This window comes from Halomonas sp. DP8Y7-1 (genome assembly GCF_019801685.1).
GTDB lineage: Bacteria > Pseudomonadota > Gammaproteobacteria > Pseudomonadales > Halomonadaceae > Halomonas > Halomonas litopenaei_A.
The window spans coordinates 177,067-192,991 of record NZ_JAHVIN010000009.1; the positions used below are offsets into that span (position 1 = coordinate 177,067).

The 15,925-nt window shown below is 62.7% G+C and carries 12 protein-coding genes; 9 read left to right on the forward strand and 3 right to left on the reverse strand.

Translation table 11 applies throughout. From position 1 onward, the window contains the following. Positions 1–24 precede the first annotated feature (24 nt). From rplS to recJ, 7 genes are all read left to right on the forward strand, one after another. Complete coding sequence (gene rplS / locus KUV41_RS12905; protein WP_045991330.1) at positions 25–381, forward strand: 50S ribosomal protein L19; 357 nt, start codon at positions 25–27, stop codon at positions 379–381. 283 nt (positions 382–664) lie between these two features. Continuing rightward, complete coding sequence (xerD, locus tag KUV41_RS12910) at positions 665–1,561, forward strand: site-specific tyrosine recombinase XerD (RefSeq protein WP_222486443.1); 897 nt, start codon at positions 665–667, stop codon at positions 1,559–1,561. A 3-nt stretch (positions 1,562–1,564) separates the two neighbouring features. Beyond that, the gene (locus tag KUV41_RS12915; RefSeq protein ID WP_206940432.1) at positions 1,565–2,317 is read left to right on the forward strand and encodes a DsbC family protein; all 753 of its coding nucleotides are present in this window, start codon (positions 1,565–1,567) and stop codon (positions 2,315–2,317) included. Positions 2,318–2,469: 152 nt separating this feature from the next. Continuing rightward, positions 2,470–3,786 carry a homoserine dehydrogenase gene (locus KUV41_RS12920; RefSeq protein ID WP_206940846.1) on the forward strand — a complete coding sequence of 439 codons (1,317 nt, stop codon included), beginning with the start codon at positions 2,470–2,472 and terminating at the stop codon, positions 3,784–3,786. Between the two features lie 88 nt (positions 3,787–3,874). Then, complete coding sequence (gene thrC / locus KUV41_RS12925) at positions 3,875–5,266, forward strand: threonine synthase (protein ID WP_206940429.1); 1,392 nt, start codon at positions 3,875–3,877, stop codon at positions 5,264–5,266. Between the two features lie 65 nt (positions 5,267–5,331). Then, positions 5,332–5,949 (forward strand): glutathione S-transferase family protein, encoded by a 618-nt coding sequence (locus KUV41_RS12930; RefSeq protein ID WP_222486444.1) that lies wholly within the window; start codon positions 5,332–5,334, stop codon positions 5,947–5,949. A 168-nt stretch (positions 5,950–6,117) separates the two neighbouring features. Next, positions 6,118–7,929 carry a single-stranded-DNA-specific exonuclease RecJ gene (recJ, locus tag KUV41_RS12935; protein ID WP_222486445.1) on the forward strand — a complete coding sequence of 604 codons (1,812 nt, stop codon included), beginning with the start codon at positions 6,118–6,120 and terminating at the stop codon, positions 7,927–7,929. A gap of 166 nt (positions 7,930–8,095) precedes the next feature. Here recJ and KUV41_RS12940 read toward each other — a convergent pair whose 3' ends face one another. The 3 genes from KUV41_RS12940 to KUV41_RS12950 form a co-directional block, all read right to left on the reverse strand. Then, positions 8,096–8,536 carry a VOC family protein gene (locus KUV41_RS12940; RefSeq protein WP_222486446.1) on the reverse strand — a complete coding sequence of 147 codons (441 nt, stop codon included), beginning with the start codon at positions 8,534–8,536 and terminating at the stop codon, positions 8,096–8,098. A gap of 140 nt (positions 8,537–8,676) precedes the next feature. Further along, positions 8,677–11,382, reverse strand: a complete 2,706-nt coding sequence (locus tag KUV41_RS12945; RefSeq protein ID WP_409995805.1) for a heavy metal translocating P-type ATPase — start codon at positions 11,380–11,382, stop codon at positions 8,677–8,679. A gap of 44 nt (positions 11,383–11,426) precedes the next feature. Further along, the gene (locus KUV41_RS12950; protein WP_222486447.1) at positions 11,427–11,891 is read right to left on the reverse strand and encodes a MerR family transcriptional regulator; all 465 of its coding nucleotides are present in this window, start codon (positions 11,889–11,891) and stop codon (positions 11,427–11,429) included. A gap of 315 nt (positions 11,892–12,206) precedes the next feature. Here KUV41_RS12950 and KUV41_RS12955 point away from each other — a divergent pair, with 315 nt between their 5' ends. After that, positions 12,207–13,529, forward strand: coding sequence for an OmpP1/FadL family transporter (locus KUV41_RS12955; protein ID WP_206940419.1), 1,323 nt, complete (start codon positions 12,207–12,209; stop codon positions 13,527–13,529). Between the two features lie 448 nt (positions 13,530–13,977). Next, entirely contained in the window at positions 13,978–15,915 is a 1,938-nt protein-coding gene (locus tag KUV41_RS12960) for a TonB-dependent receptor domain-containing protein (RefSeq protein ID WP_222486448.1), read from the forward strand. Positions 15,916–15,925 lie beyond the last annotated feature (10 nt).

Sequence of the window (15,925 nt, forward strand, 5' to 3'; positions counted from 1 at the left end):
ACAACGATTTCAGGAGCAAGTGAAATGAGCAGCAAGAACAAGGTGATCCAGGCGCTCGAAGCCGAGCAGATGAGCAAGCAGGTGCCGGACTTCGCCCCGGGCGACACTATCGTCGTTCAGGTCAAGGTCAAGGAAGGTAACCGCGAGCGTCTGCAGGCGTTCGAGGGCGTTGTCATTGGCAAGCGTAACCGCGGTCTGAACTCCGCTTTCACCGTGCGCAAGATTTCTCACGGTGTTGGCGTCGAGCGTACTTTCCAGACCTACAGCCCGCTGGTTGACTCCATCAGCGTCAAGCGTCGCGGTGACGTGCGTCAGGCCAAGCTGTACTACCTCCGTGAGCGTAGCGGCAAGTCTGCACGTATCAAGGAAAAGCTGGCCTAAGACGCCTGAGGAAGCGCTGAATACATCAGCCGAGCGGATTGAGGCGCCAGGCGCCCGCAGCGCAGAACCCGGAGCCTATGCGGTATAGGTGAGGAGTTCGAGCAGCGCGCAACGCAGCGATTCGTCCGCGCAGGCATTTATGCAGTGTTTCCCCTAAGCGTCAGTCAGTCCGAGGGAGGACCTTCCTCCCTCTCCCGACACCCCGTCACCACCTCTGTGGGGCGGGGTGTTTGTGCATTGAGGCCCTGGCATTCGTCCGGTCGCCCAGGCAGCGAGGCAGGCAATGAGCGCAGGCCACGGTCAGATCATCGACACCTTTCTCGACACCCTGTGGCTGGAACAAGGGGTGAGCGACCATACCCTGAGTGCCTATCGTCATGACCTCGAGGCCTGGCAGGACTGGTTGGACGAGGCCGCTCTGACGCTGTTGGCACCGGGGGCAGAGAGTCTGCCGGCCTGGTTGGATCAGCGTCGCGAGGGAGGCTATCAGCTCAGCAGCAATGCCAGGCTGCTGTCGAGTCTCAGGCGGTTCTACCGCTGGGCCCTGGCGGAAGGCCTGATCGACGAGGACCCGTTGGTCAAGGTGCGTCTGCCCCGGGTGCGTCCCGCGTTACCGGATACCCTGGATGAGGACGAGGTCGAGCGCCTGCTGCAGGCGCCAGATGTGACCGCCGCCCTGGGGTTACGCGACCGGGCCATGCTCGAGGTGCTGTACGGTGCTGGGCTCAGGGTCAGCGAGCTGATCGGCCTGACCACAGATGCCATCAACCTGCGGCAAGGCGTGGTGCGCGTGCGCGGAAAGGGCCAGAAGGACAGGCTGGTGCCGCTGGGCGAAGAGGCATGCGACTGGCTGGAACGCTATCTGCGCCAGGGCAGATCTGAACTGATGAGCGATATCCAGAAGCCAGCGCTGTTTCCCGGAAGGCGGGACAACGCCATGACGCGCCAGACCTTTTGGCACCGAATCAAGCATTACGCCAGTGTTGCGGGTATCGACCGCCCCCTCTCTCCCCATACACTGAGGCATGCCTTTGCCACCCATCTTTTGAATCATGGGGCAAACTTGCGTGTCGTACAGATGCTGCTGGGGCACTCGGACCTGTCGACGACCCAGATATACACCCATGTGGCGCAGGCGCGACTGGAAGCCCTGCATGCCGATCATCATCCTCGAGGCTGACTCATGAATCGCCCCTCCTTCGCGACCCTGCTGACCAGCGTGCTTCCCGCCACGCTGCTCGCCACGTCCCTGGCCGCCGGCAGTGCCGTTGCCGCGCCGCCCGCTGCGCTCAACGAGCTGTCCGTGAATGGCCAGAAGATGCCGGTGAGCCAAGTGCTCGACACCCCGATGAGCGGGATCTACGAGGTTCGTCTGGAAACCGGTGAAACGTTCTACACCAACGCCAGCGGTAGCCATTTTCTGGTGGGCGATCTCTACGAGAATGCCGAGGACGGCCTGGTCAACTTGTCCGAGCAGAGCCGCAACGCCAGCCGCGCCGAGCGTCTGGCCGCCGTCGCCGAGTCCGACCAGATCGTCTACCGTGGGGTGGACGAGCCGAAGGCCACCATCCACGTCTTTACCGATTCGACCTGTCCCTATTGCCGCAAGCTGCACGAAGAGGTGCCGCGCTTGAACGAGCTGGGGATTCAGGTCAACTATCTGGCCTTCCCGCGCGGGGGCATGCAGAGCGAGGGTGCGCGTCAGCTCACTCAGGTGTGGTGTAGCGACAATCGCTCTGAAGCCATGACCGCGGCCAAAGAGGGAGAGGTTCCGAGCGACGCTGCAAGCTGCGACAATCCGGTCGAGCAGCAGTATCATCTGGGGCTCGAGCTCGGGGTCCAGGGGACGCCTGCCATCGTGTTGCCGGACGGCACCATGGTGCCTGGCTACGTTCCGGCGGAGCGCCTGGCCGAACGCCTGGGCATCGACGGCTGATCGCCAGCTGTCTGCAAGACGGACCAATAATGAGCGGGAGCGCTGGCGCGGCCGGTGCCTCGCGCATCGACAAGGCTCGACGCAGATTCGGGCCACCACGCATCGCTGACACAACTGCCGCCCGTGGCGGCAGCGAGTAAGGGAGAATGACATTGAAACCGGTAAGAGTGGGAATCTGTGGGCTAGGTACCGTCGGCGGCGGTACCTTCAACGTACTGACACGAAACGCCGATGAAATTGCCCGCAGGGCAGGGCGTCCGCTTGTCATTGAGCAGGTCGCCCATCGCAGCATCAACCCCGACTGTGATCTTACCGGTATCCGTACCACCAAGGATGTCTTCGAAGTCGCGACCAACCCGAACGTGGACGTGGTGGTCGAGCTGATCGGTGGCTACGAGGTGGCGCGTGACCTGGTCATGACGGCGATCGACAATGGCAAGCACGTGGTGACGGCCAACAAGGCGCTGATCGCCGTGCACGGCAACGAGATCTTCAAGGCCGCCCACGACAAGGGCGTGATTGTGGCGTTCGAAGCGGCGGTGGCCGGCGGCATCCCGGTCATCAAGTCCCTGCGTGAAGGTCTTGGGGCCAACCGCATCAGCTGGGTGGCTGGCATCATCAACGGTACCGGCAACTACATCCTGACCCACATGCGCGACGAAGGCCGTGCCTTTGAAGATGTGCTGGCCGAGGCCCAGGCGCTTGGCTATGCCGAGGCGGACCCGACCTTCGACGTCGAGGGCATCGATGCCGCGCACAAGCTGACCATTCTGGCGTCGATCGCCTACGGCGTGCCGCTGCAGTTCGAGAAGGCCTACACCGAAGGTATCTCGCGGATCACCGCAGAGGACGTCGAGCAGGCCGATAACCTGGGCTACATCATCAAGCACCTGGGGATTTCCAAGCGCACCGGCTGTGGCCTTGAGCTGCGGGTGCATCCGACCCTGATCCCCAAGGAGCGCCTGCTGGCCAGCGTGCACGGCGTGAAGAACGCCATCGCGGTGATGGGAGATGCGGTAGGCCCGACCCTGTATTACGGCGCGGGTGCCGGCGACGAGCCGACCGCCTCCGCCGTGGTCGCGGACTTGCTGGACGTTGCCCGCGATATCTCCACCGAGCACCGCTACCGGACCCCGTACCTGGCCTTCAGTGGCGTCAGCGACGACTGTGACGAGCTGCCGATCATGCCGATGGAGGAGATCACCACCGCCTACTATCTGCGTCTGCTGGCGGTTGATCGTCCCGGTGTGCTGGCTCGGGTGGCCACCATCCTGTCCGAGGAAGGCATCTCCATCGAGGCGCTGATCCAGAAGGAAGCGACCGAAGGTGAGCTGGTGCCGATTATCCTGATGACGCACCGCACCCTCGAGAAGCAGATGAACGAGGCCATCCGCCGGATCGAGGCCCTGGCCGACATCGCGGGTTCGGTGACCCGAATCCGTGTCGAGAGCCTCGACGAGCAGGATTGACGATGTCCATGGGGCGGCCGCGGCCATGCCCCATGGCGCTTCGCTGGACCCCTCAGGCCGCGCTGCAGCGGCGGCAAGGAATCACAAGATGCGCTATATCAGCACCCGTGGGCAGGCGCCCGCGCTGTCCTTTGAAGATGTCGTTCTCACCGGCATGGCCACTGATGGCGGCCTTTACGTGCCCGAGGACTTTCCCCAACTCAGCGCGGATGATCTGGCCGACATGGCCGGTCTCTCCTATGCCGAGATCGCCTTTCGTGTGATGAAGCCGTTTGTCGGCGGTGAGATCGACGACGACACCTTCCGCGGCCTGGTCCGGGACGCCTACGCCACCTTCAGCCACGATGCGGTCGTTCCGCTCAACCAGCTGGATGCCAACCACTTCCTGCTTGAGTTGTTCCACGGGCCGACGCTGGCGTTCAAGGACGTGGCACTGCAGCTGTTGGGCCGCATTCTCGATCACTTCCTGCAGAAGCGCGGCGAGCGCGCGGTGATCATGGGCGCCACGTCCGGGGATACCGGCTCTGCGGCCATTGAAGGCTGCCGCCACTGTGACAACCTGGATATCTTCATTCTTCACCCCCACAACCGGGTGTCGGAGGTGCAGCGCCGTCAGATGACCACGGTGCTGGCCGACAACGTCTTCAATGTCGCTATCGAAGGCAACTTCGATGACGCCCAGGCCATGGTCAAGGCGAGCTTCGCTGACCAGAGCTTCCTCGAGGGGACGCGGCTGGTAGCCGTCAACTCGATCAACTGGGCGCGTATCATGGCTCAGGTGGTGTATTACGTGGCGTCGGCGGTGGCCGTCGGGGCGCCCCAGCGCCAGGTCAGCTTCTGCGTGCCCTCGGCCAACTTCGGCAATGTCTTTGCCGGCTATGTGGCCTATCGCATGGGACTGCCGGTCAAGCAGTTCATCATCGCGACCAATGCCAACGACATTCTTCACCGCACCCTGGCCGACAATGACTTCTCCAAGAAGGACCTGCTGGCCACCCTGGCACCGTCCATGGACATCGTGGTGTCGTCCAACTTCGAGCGTCTGCTGTTTGAAGCCTACGAGCGGGACGGCGCAGCCGTCGATGCGCTGCTCACACGCTTCCAGCAGGAGCCGACCGCGTTGGCCGACGCGCCCCTGGGCCGACTGCGCGACATCTTCGCCAGCCATAGCGTCGATGACGCTACCATTCTGGAGGTGATCCGCGAGGCTCATCACCGGACCCAGGAAATTCTCGACCCGCATACCGCTACCGGCTACCGTGCCGCCGAGCGCGAGCGCAGGGATGCCGCCACGCCGATGATTACCCTGGCGACGGCCCATCCGGCCAAGTTCGCCGAGGCAGTGGTCAAGGCGGGCTTCCCTGGTGTGCCGCTTCCGCCACATATGGAAGACCTGCTGGAGCGTGAGGAACGCTACGAGGTGCTTCCCGCTAGACTCGAAGCGGTACAGGCCTTCGTGGCCGAGCATCGCCGCCGCTAGGCTTGCCCGTTCCGGTCGAGGCGAGGATCTTGCTTCGACCATTCCGTTTCGCCAGGGAGACAATCATGAAGCTTTGGGGACGCAGCAATTCGGTCAACGTGAAGAAGCCCATGTGGTGTGCCGCCGAGCTCGGTATCACGCTCGAACGGATCGACGTGGGAGGGCCCTTCGGAGGGCTGGATACGCCGGACTATCTGGCCAAGAATCCGAACGGGCTGATTCCCTGCCTCGAAGACGGCGACCTCGTCCTGTGGGAGTCCAATGCCATCGTGCGCTACCTGGCGGATGCCTACGGTAACGCTCAGCTGAACACGGCGACCCCGGCCGAGCGCGGTCGCTCGGGCATGTGGATGGACTGGGCCCTGGCCAGCTTGGCGGGGCCCTATCGTGACCTCATCATGAATCTGGTGCGGGGAACGCCCGAGACCCGTGATGATGCCGCGATCGAGCGCGGGCTGTCGGGGTTCGAAAAAGCACTGCGCCTGGCGGACGGGGTGCTGGCCAAGCAACCCTGGCTATCGGGTGATGCCTTTGGGTTGGCCGATATTCCGTTGGGGGCCTATGTCTATCTGTGGTTTGAGCTGGACATCGAACGCCCCACGCTTCCCCACCTGGAGGCCTGGTACGGCAAGCTGACCCAGCGCAGCGCCTACCGCGAACATGTGATGCTGCCGATCAGCTGAGGCCGATGACGCCTATCGCGTCCGGACGTCGGCACCACCATCGGGATACCCGGTGGTGGTGCCGGCGTCGCCTGCTGAGGGAGTGGCTGACCTGCCGAGGGGCCAATTTGTCCCGCTGACCCCGGATAGACGCCAGAACGTCACCTACCCCCATATCCCGAGAGTCCGATGTCTGAGTCTTCTGTGATCGACAGTGCCCCGCGCCCCTTTGTCGAGCCACGTCCGAGAATACAGCGCCGCCAGCGCAATGAATCCCTCTACCGTCAGGGCCTGGACGCTGGCCTGTCCGAGCTGCAGGCTCGCCTGCTGGCTGGCCGCCTGGTGGACTACGAAGGTGAGCTCGAGCCCCTGGTCGATCCCAGTCTGCGCTACCTGGTACACCCTGAACGCCTGGCCGATGCTCCGCGTGCCGCCGAGCGCATCGCCAGGGCGGTGGCCGAAGGGGAGCATATCGGTATTCTTACCGACTACGATGTCGACGGCATCACGTCCCACGTGGTGATCCGGCGCACCTTGAACGAGCTGTTTGGCGTACCGGCATCACGACTTCACAGCCTGATTGGTCACCGCATTCATGATGGGTATGGCATCAGCCTGCCGCTGGTGGAGCGTACCCTGCGGCTCAGTCCCCGCCCAAGCCTGGTGATCACCGCCGATTGCGGCAGTAGTGATGAAGCGCGTATTGCCCGGCTGAAGCAGGCCGGCATTGACGTGGTGGTGAGCGACCACCACGCATTGCCCGTGGAGGGTCCGCCGCCGTCGGCCTATGCCACGGTCAACCCGACCCGACAGGACTGTGACTATCCCGATGCCACCATCGCCGGCTGCATGGTGGCGTGGCTGTTGATGTCGCTGACGCGCCAGGCATTGATCGAGCAGGCGGTGCTGTCACCGTCGACGCCCAAGCTGTCGCCCTGGCTGTCCTATGTGGCCTTGGGCACGGTGGCCGATTGTGTCTCCCTGGGCGCAAGCGCCATCAATCGTGCTGTGGTTCGTCACGGTCTGGCCGTGATCAATCGCATGGGCGAGCCGTGCTGGCGAGTGATGGCCGAGCGGCTGGGAGCGGATAGCGTGCCCTTCGATGCCGAGACCCTGGGCTTCCAGATGGGGCCCCGCATCAACGCACGCTCGCGCCTGGATGATCCTTACGCCGCGTTGCATTTCATGCTGGCCAGCGATGACAGCGTGGCGCGGCGCCATCTTGAGACGCTGGATGCCGACAACCAGTCACGCAAGGCCATCGAGGCGGAGATGGTGGCTGATGCCAAGGCATTGGCCAGAGTGGCGCTGGAGGCCGATGACCCGATGATCATCGTGCATCTGGAGGAGGGGCATCCTGGCGTTCAGGGGATTGTCGCATCGCGCCTGGTGCAGGCCTATGGTCGTCCCACGCTGGTGCTCACTCCTGCGGCAGAAGCCGGTATGCTGACAGGTTCCGGGCGTTCAGTAGACGCCTTGCATCTGCGTGATGCGCTGCAACGTGCCTATCAGCTTGCCCCCGATGCTCTGGTCCGTTTTGGCGGCCATCGCGGTGCGGCTGGGGTCGGTGTGGTGCAGTCGCGTCTCGACGCCTTTCGAGGTGCGATGCTGACCGCGGTACGCGAACAGTTGGGCGAGCGGGAATTGGTACCCTGTATCGACACCGACGGGGAGCTCTCTGAACAGCAGTTACGTCTCGAGACCCTGGTCGAGATCGAGGGGCTCGGTCCCTTCGGTCGCGAGTTCGAGGCACCCCTGTTCGAGGGACGCTTTGTGGTGGAGCGGCTCAAGCCGGTAGGGGATGGCAGTCACCTGTCACTCGAACTGTCGTGTCAGGGGCTGACGCTGAAGGCCATCTGGTTTCGCTGTCTGACGCCCGGCCAACTGCCCGACTTTGATGTGGGGGCGACGTTGCACTGTGCCTACAAGCTCAATCGCAATCGCTACCGTGGGCGCGAAACCCTGCAGCTGATGGTCGAACACGCAGACCCCGTCGATTGATACCTTCCAAGCACAGGCCAGCGTCGAGCCCTGAACCGCGCCAGCTAGCTAAGTGAAACGGCTGTGATTGAGGTGGAACGGCCGTGATTGAGGTGGAACGGTCGTTCCCTGGGGGGACAGTGACGGGACAGTGAGGGGCTCGCCCCGGTGCTCAACGATGTCGCCGTCAGTAATGGGGCCAGACTCCCGGGGTCGCCAGTTCCAGCAGATGGCCATCCGGGTCTCGGAAGTAGAGGCTTTCTCCGCCACGCGACCAGCGCGTTCGGCCTTCGATCTCGACACCATGGGCATGGAGTCGGGACTCCCATGCCGCCAACTCTGCGTGGCGAATGGCAAAGGCCATATGGACCCAGCCGCGACCGTCGTGGGGCGGAATGGTGCCCCCGTTGTCCGGCAGTACGACGGTTTCGAGGGTTCCCCCTTCCAGAAACAACAACAGTACCGAGGGCCCCACCTGATAGGCGGTAAAGCGATGGTCTGCGGTAAAGGGGGACAGGCCCAGTGCCGACTCGAAGAACTGTCGTGCCTTGGCCATGTTGGCCACATACAGCGCCGTTTCCAGCACTCGATCGAGGGTGGGGCCCGTGGGCGATTCCGCTTGGCTCATGGTCTTGCCTCCTTTTCCCGTCTTCACGCCTGTATGGCCCAGCGATGTGGTCCTTACGCTGGGAGTGCTCTTTCAGGATAGCCAGAACCACCAGATGATCAGCGCGATGAGCGCCAGCCCCGCCAATGTCACGATGATACTCATGAAGAGACTCCTGACGCTGTAGAAGAGTCGGCGTCTGCCGAGGGCTGCGTCACAGCACCCTGCAGCCGTTTAAGACGCAGTCGGTTGGCGTTGGCGACCACGGTGATGGAAGAAGCGGACATTGCCGCGCCGGCGATCATCGGTGACAGCAGGGTGCCTGTCAGCGGATACAGCAGACCTGCAGCGATGGGGATACACAGGGCGTTGTAGCCAAGGGCGCCCCACAGGTTCTGGCGAATGTTGCTCAAGGTTGCCTGGCTGATCTCGATGGCCGCTGCGATCCCGTGGAGAGAGGGCCGCATCAGCGTGATGCCGGCGCTTTCAATGGCCACGTCGGTGCCCTGGCCCATGGCAAAGCCCACGTTGGCGCGGGCCAGCGCTGGCGCGTCGTTGATGCCGTCACCTACCATGCCGACGATCTCCCCTTGGGCCTGGCGTCGTTCGATGTCGGCATGCTTGTCACTGGGCGACAGCTCCGCATGGACCTCGTCGATGCCGACGGCTTCGCCGATGGCTGTTGCGGTGGCGGCGTTGTCGCCGGTTAGCATGACCACCTTGACGCCATCGGCCTGGAGGCGAGCGATGGCGTCTCGGCTGTCCTGGCGCAGCGGATCCTCGATCGCGAAGGCTGCTGTCAGTTGATCGTCTAGCGCAGCATAGACCAGGGTGCGTGCCTGCTGTTGCCAGTCAGGCAGCGTGTCAACAACGGCGTGCAGATCGACGCCTCGTGCCTCCATCAATGCCCCGTTACCGATCGCCAGCGTAGGCCCTTGCGCTGTACGGGCCTTGACCCCCTGACCGGTGATGCTCTCGAAGTCGTCGATGGTGACGTCGCCGTGGTGGGCGGAGGCGGCTTGCTGCTCGGCGAAACGCGCCAGCGCTTCCCCCACCGGGTGTTCGGACCGGCTCTCGAGATTCGCGATGAGTGCCAGCAGCGATGAGCGTTCGAGCCCACGCGAATCGAACCAGTGCACGTCGGTCACTCTGGGACGTCCCTCGGTCAGTGTACCGGTCTTGTCGACCACCAGGGTGGTCAGTGTACTGGCCGTCTGCAGCGCCTCGCCCGAGCGGATCAGTACGCCGTGGTCGGCCGCCTTGCCTACCCCGATCATGGTCGACAGCGGCGTGGCCAGCCCAAGGGCGCAGGGACAGGCGATGATCAGCACCGTGGTGGCAGTGACCAGCATGTGAATCACCGCTGGCTCGGGGCCCAGGTGGTACCAGGCCAGGGCGGTCAACACCGCGATAATCATGACGCTGGGCACGAAGACCGCAGATACCCGGTCCGCGAGATTGCCGATGGGCGGCTTCGACCCCTGGGCCGTCGCCACCTGTTCGGTGATCCGCCCCAGCCGCGTGTCCGCGCCAATGCGGGTGGCGCGGAATACCAGTGAGCCGCGTCCGTTGACGGTGCCGGCGCTGACCTCGTCCCCTGGCCCGCGGGCGACGGGGGCGGGCTCCCCTGACAGCATCGATTCGTCGATGTAGCTGCTGCCTTCGGTCACCTGGCCGTCCACCGGCAGGCGTTCGCCGGGTCGTACCCGGATCAGGTCGCCCTCGGTGACGTCGTCGATGGCGACTTCTTGATCACCTTGCTGGGTCACCAGGCGGGCGGTTTGACTCTGCAGATCGAGCAACCGATGCAGCGCCTCGGAGGTATGCCCCTGGGCGCGTAGCTCCAGCGCCTTGCCCAGCAGCACCAGACCGATGACCATGGCGGACGCCTCGAAATAGAGACCTCGGGCGGCCTCGGGTAGCCAGGGTGCCGCCAGCACCACCACCATGGAATACAGCCAGGCGGTACCGGTGCCCAGGGCAATCAGGGTGTCCATATTGGCCTGATGATGACGCAGGGCTTTCCAGGCGCCACGGAAGAACTGGCGCCCCGGGCCGATCAGCACTGCCAGGGTCGCCAGACCGACCAGTCCCCAGCCAAGACGCGCCACGCCGGTTGGGGCCGGGTGATGGAACAGCATCATGATCATCAGGGGGACGGCGAGCCCCAGGGAGGCGATGCTGCCCTTAAGCATGTGCCGGTAGTCCTGCTGGTTGCGCTGTGCTCGCTGCTTTTCCGCCTCGCGCAGGTCGACAATGGGCGTGGCGCCATATCCCACCGACTCGACCGCTTGTACCAGTGCCTGGGGATCGACGCTGCCCCGCACCCGTGCCGTATGAGAGGCAAAGTTGACGTCTGCCTGTTCGACACCGGGGGTATGCGCCAGAGCCTTTTGAACGCTAGCGACACAGCCTGCGCAGGTCATTCCGTGAATGGCCAGGCGAGTGGCCTTGCTCGCACCGGCGTCCGAGGACGCCGCCTGAGAAGAGGCGGATGGCTCGGGCGCGACTGTCGACGTTTCGCCATGGGATGACGCGGAGGCCTCTGACGGGTTCGTCTCTGTGCTTTTTGTCTCTGTGCTACCGGTCTCGGTGCTCTCTGACTCTGCCCCCGTGGATGCGGCCGGCATTGGCTGAGCGGGATAACCGGCCTCGTCCAGTCGCTGCAGGATGTCGTCGAGCGGCAGTCGTGAGGTCACCGTCAGTTTCGCGCTGGCAGGGTCGCCGGAGACCTCGGCCCCCTCATCGCCTGCCTCGACGGCGCGACGCATGCGTCCGACGCAGCCCTGGCACGACATACCGCTGACCTGAAGTTGTCTCGTCTCTGCGCGGTTTCCCGCGGGTTCCCTGCTGGCTGCGCTGTCCATGTCAGTGGAGCGGCTGTCACAGGAAGACGGGCGGCTGGGGAGTGTCATGGCGCCTCCTGCCGATGGGCTAGGGAAGGACAGGAAGAGCCCCCTGTTGCCGGGGCGTCTGCGGGGACGCTCTCGATCAGTCGACACAGGCTGTGGCCATTGGGCATGCCGTCCGGCATGTCCTGCCAGCTGGTCATGGCGTCTTCCATGCGCTGAGCCAGCGCTTCCAGTTCCGCAATACGCTGGCGTATCTTCGGCAGCCGCTCCGCCAACAGGTCGCGGACTAGTGGGCAGGGAGAGTCACCCTGGTCCGCATGAACCAGGATCTGGCGGATGTCGGCCAGGCTGAAGCCCAGGGTGCGCGCACGCTGAATAAAACTCAGGCGTTCGCGATCCTGCTCCGAGTAGCGGTGATAGCCGTTCGCTGGGTCCTTGCTCGGGGACAGCAAGCCCTCTCGGGTGTAGTGACGAACGGTCTCGGACGTGACCCCTACGGATATGGCCAGTTCACTGACTTTCATCTTGTCTCCTTGGGCGGGGTGGCGCGGGACAGGGAGCGATGTGGTGCAATGTCAGTGTAAAACCTTTGTGTTACCCAATGGTCAAGGGGATATTTTGTATGCCGTAAACAACAAAGCATGAAGTCCTAAGTCACTGAATTGACGTTATCAGCAAAATTCGTTGGACCAAAGTATGAGCAAATTAGCTATTAAAACGAACGTTTGGCCTTGAACTCTCGCCCGCCTTCGCAAACACTGCGATCAAGCCCGCTAACAAAGGCGGTGCCAGCCGATAATAAATGCGCCGACACGCTTGCTGATATTAAGGACGTCGAGATGATCTATAACAAAGTCAAGCCGTTGACCCTGGCGGTTGCCGTGGCCGCCTCCGCTCTTTCTGGTCAAGCCATGGCCGGTGCCTTCCAGCTGAATGAGCAAGGTGTCAGCGGGCAGGGCACTTCCAATGCGGGCCGCGCCTCTACCGTCAATGATGCCAGCATCGTGTTCGGCAACCCCGCCGGCATGTCGTTTCTAGATCGCGCTCAGGTCACCGCCGGTGCCGCCTTCCTGACCGTGGATACCGATATCAAGAATGCCGATGGCAGCGCGACGGGTTCCAACGAAGGCGATATGGTGCCCAACAGTGTGATTCCGTTCGGTTTCTACGTGCAGCCGATCAATGACAACCTGCACTTCGGTCTCGGTGTGTATGCGCCCTTCGGTTTGATCACCGACTACGAAGGTCAGTTCCAGGGCCGCTTCTTTGGCGATCGCAGCAAGGTTGAGGTGGTGACCGTCCAGCCGACCATCTCGGTCAAGTTCAGCGAACAGTTCTCGGCGGGCTTCGGTCTGACCTATAACCAGATCGACGGCGAGCTGACCGCCAATACCCAGGGTGGCCCCGTAGGCCTGTTCGACGCCGCAACCGGTGCGCCTCTGGGCGGCAATGGTATCGCGGGTGAAGGCGATGTCGACATTGAGGGTGATGACAACGCCTGGGGCTATACCCTGGGCGCCATGTACAAGCCCTGGGAACACACCACCTTCGGCTTCGCCTATCACTCCGAAGTAGAATATGACCTGGAGGGCAAGGCGCGCTTTACCAACGTCCGTGGTGCGCAGGCCGGCCCCTTCCCTGGCACAATCGCGGCAGGTACGCGGACCCAGGCTGCGGACGCCGCCCTGTCCATTACCCTGCCTGCCGTCTGGGATTTCTCGGCCACTCACCAGATCAACGACCGATGGACGGTGATGGCCGGTGCCGCCATGACCAACTGGAGCGAGTTTGACGAGCTGCGCGTCGAGAATGATGTGCGTGAAATCGTCGAGGCCCAGAATTACGAGGACAGCTGGCAGTACTCCGTGGGTACTACCTACCAGCTGAATCCCCAGTGGGTCCTGCGTACTGGCCTGGCCTACGACGAGACCCCGATCAAGGACGAATATCGCAGCGTGCGGGTGCCGTCCGATGATCGCATCATCTTCTCACTCGGTGCCGGCTGGACGCCGATGCCGGATCTGACCGTGGACGTGGCCTACAGCTACATTCATGAGTCCGACGCGGAACTGTCCCAGGAAGAGGAAAACCGCGGCACCTACGAGGCGGACTTCGAGAACACCGCCCAGGCCTTTGGTGCCCAGGTCACCTACCGCTTCTGATCCGTTTGGTCGCAAGACCACGGCCACTGACACTGACATTGCCCCCACAGCGCCCCTCCCTGGAGGGGCGCTGTCGTTGGTAGGTAGCTAAGGAACCACGGTAGAAACGGCTGCGCGGACGATTCGCTACGTTGCGCGATGCTCTCATTCTTCACCTGTATCACATAGGCGCCATGGACTGTGCTGCGGGCGCCTGGCCTCTCATTGCGCTCAGCGCTTTCCCGAGGGTTCGCATTGCCGCTTGGCGCAACCGTCAACGTGGCGCTGTGGACGAGGGCGATAGCCATCTGCGGCGATGGGTACGAGCGGCATGGTTGCGGAAAATAGAACATGCCGTTGTGACGAAAGCATGGCCAAAAGGCCGCTTAACGCTGTTTGGACGGCATCGACCTCTCTAGAATTGAGAACTAATAACGTTCAATACGAATTGACGATACTGGTGTTCTCCATGCTTTCACGATCTTTGCTCCCTTGGGTGGTTGTTCCTCTTAGTGGCGCTGCCCCGCTGGTGGTCCACGCTCAGGATGACATCAATCTCGACGATATCGTCGTCACTGCCGCGGGTTACGAGCAGACCGTCAGCAATGCCCCAGCTTCCGTCAGTGTTGTCACTCGCGAGTCCTTGGAGAGGCGTGCGTATCGTGACATCACCGATGCTCTCCAGGATGTTCCAGGGGTTGTCGTCACGGGAGGTGGCGACGGTGAAGATATCAGCTTGCGGGGTATGCCCCCCCAATACACGCTGTGGTTGGTGGATGGCCGCCGCCAAACCTCTCGGGAATCCCAGCCCAGTGGTGGTGGCGGCTTTCAGAAGGACTGGCTGCCGCCGCTCAGCGCCATCGAGCGTATCGAGGTCATCCGGGGGCCCATGTCGACTCTTTACGGCTCCGACGCGATAGGAGGTGTGATCAACGTCATCACCCGCAAGGTCAGTGATGAATGGGTCACCAGCGTGCGCAGCGAAGCGACAATTCAGGAAGACAGCGATTCCGGCAACGAATTCAACAACCAGCTATATGTGTCGGGACCTTTGATCAACGATGTGCTCGGTGTGCAGCTTAGTGGCCAATACCAGCATCGTCAGGAAGACAAGATCGAGCGGGGCTATGCCAAGCGCGAGTTCGACAATCTGGCGGCTCGCCTCTCCTGGCAGGCAAGCGACGAGCACGCCTTTTCCTTTGATGCCAGTCGGCGCAAGCAGGAGCGCACCAGCCGGGCGGGATTTTCATTGCCAGAGCGATCAAGCGACAGCGAAACCGAGAACCGGCACAAGACGCTAGCGCTCTCCCATCAGGGCAGGTGGGGCGCCATGACCTCCGATTCTTACCTCCAGCGGGAAGAGACCGACAACGTTGGGCGCGATATCGAGATCCGCAACACCGTAGCCGATTCGCGCTGGGTGCTGCCGTTGGCCGATCACTTCGTCACCTTTGGCGCTACCTGGGAAGACGAAAGGCTTCAGGATACGACGACCAATGCGCTCTCCGATACCGACGAGATCACCGTCTATCAGTACGCGTTGTTTGTCGAGGATGAGTGGTTTCTGACGGACCGCGTTGCCCTCACCGCAGGTCTTCGCATGGATGATCACGAGTTCTTCGGCGACCACTACAGCCCCCGTCTTTATGGTGTTTGGGACTTTGCCGACGAATGGACGATGAAAGGTGGCATGTCCACTGGTTTTCGTGCGCCTAACCTGCGTGAGCTGTCAGGGGAGTGGGTCCAGGAGAGTCGTGGGGGCGATATTTACGGCAACCCGGATCTGGATGCGGAAGAGTCTCGCAGCTACGAGATGGGGCTGGTCCATGATGGCGCCGGAGGCCTGCAGGCCAGCCTGACCCTGTTCTACAACGACTTCGATGACAAGATTGCCACCGTGGGCTGCGGGGGCCGTGACTGCGGCGATGCGGCGACGGGGGATCCGGATGCTCGCACCAACGTCAACATTGATGACGCTATTACCCAGGGAGTGGAAGCTAGTCTCACCATGCCAGTAGGGCAGCGAGTTCAGGCCCTGGCGTCATACACCTACACCGACTCCGAGCAGAAGAGCGGTGACAACGAGGGACAGCCTCTGACCCAGGTGCCGCGCCACCTGTTCACAACCACGCTGAACTGGCAGGCCAGTGACAGCTTAGCGCCCTGGCTGCGCTTCACCTTCCGTGGTGAGGAAAGCCAGCCGGTCAACTTGTCGAGTAACAGCAGTACCTCCATTCGTGCCCCATCCTATGCCACCTGGGACACCGGCCTGGGATGGCAGGCGACGCCTCGGCTAGAGCTATTGGCAGGCATCTACAACCTGACTGACAAGGATATCGACTACGACAATTTCGGCCATGTTGATGATGGACGACGCTATTGGGTTGGGCTGGAGATGGAATTCTGAGCACGTGATG

What these genes read in the sequence shown, in the direction of transcription:
- rplS (WP_045991330.1), top strand. Translation starts at nt 25, where the DNA reads ATGAGCAGCAAGAACAAGGTGATCCAGGCGCTCGAAGCCGAGCAGATG.
- xerD (WP_222486443.1), top strand. Translation starts at nt 665, where the DNA reads ATGAGCGCAGGCCACGGTCAGATCATCGACACCTTTCTCGACACCCTG.
- KUV41_RS12915 (WP_206940432.1), top strand. Translation starts at nt 1,565, where the DNA reads ATGAATCGCCCCTCCTTCGCGACCCTGCTGACCAGCGTGCTTCCCGCC.
- thrC (WP_206940429.1), top strand. Translation starts at nt 3,875, where the DNA reads ATGCGCTATATCAGCACCCGTGGGCAGGCGCCCGCGCTGTCCTTTGAA.
- KUV41_RS12930 (WP_222486444.1), top strand. Translation starts at nt 5,332, where the DNA reads ATGAAGCTTTGGGGACGCAGCAATTCGGTCAACGTGAAGAAGCCCATG.
- recJ (WP_222486445.1), top strand. Translation starts at nt 6,118, where the DNA reads ATGTCTGAGTCTTCTGTGATCGACAGTGCCCCGCGCCCCTTTGTCGAG.
- KUV41_RS12940 (WP_222486446.1), bottom strand. Translation starts at nt 8,536, where the DNA reads ATGAGCCAAGCGGAATCGCCCACGGGCCCCACCCTCGATCGAGTGCTG.
- KUV41_RS12945 (WP_409995805.1), bottom strand. Translation starts at nt 11,382, where the DNA reads ATGGACAGCGCAGCCAGCAGGGAACCCGCGGGAAACCGCGCAGAGACG.
- KUV41_RS12950 (WP_222486447.1), bottom strand. Translation starts at nt 11,891, where the DNA reads ATGAAAGTCAGTGAACTGGCCATATCCGTAGGGGTCACGTCCGAGACC.
- KUV41_RS12955 (WP_206940419.1), top strand. Translation starts at nt 12,207, where the DNA reads ATGATCTATAACAAAGTCAAGCCGTTGACCCTGGCGGTTGCCGTGGCC.
- KUV41_RS12960 (WP_222486448.1), top strand. Translation starts at nt 13,978, where the DNA reads ATGCTTTCACGATCTTTGCTCCCTTGGGTGGTTGTTCCTCTTAGTGGC.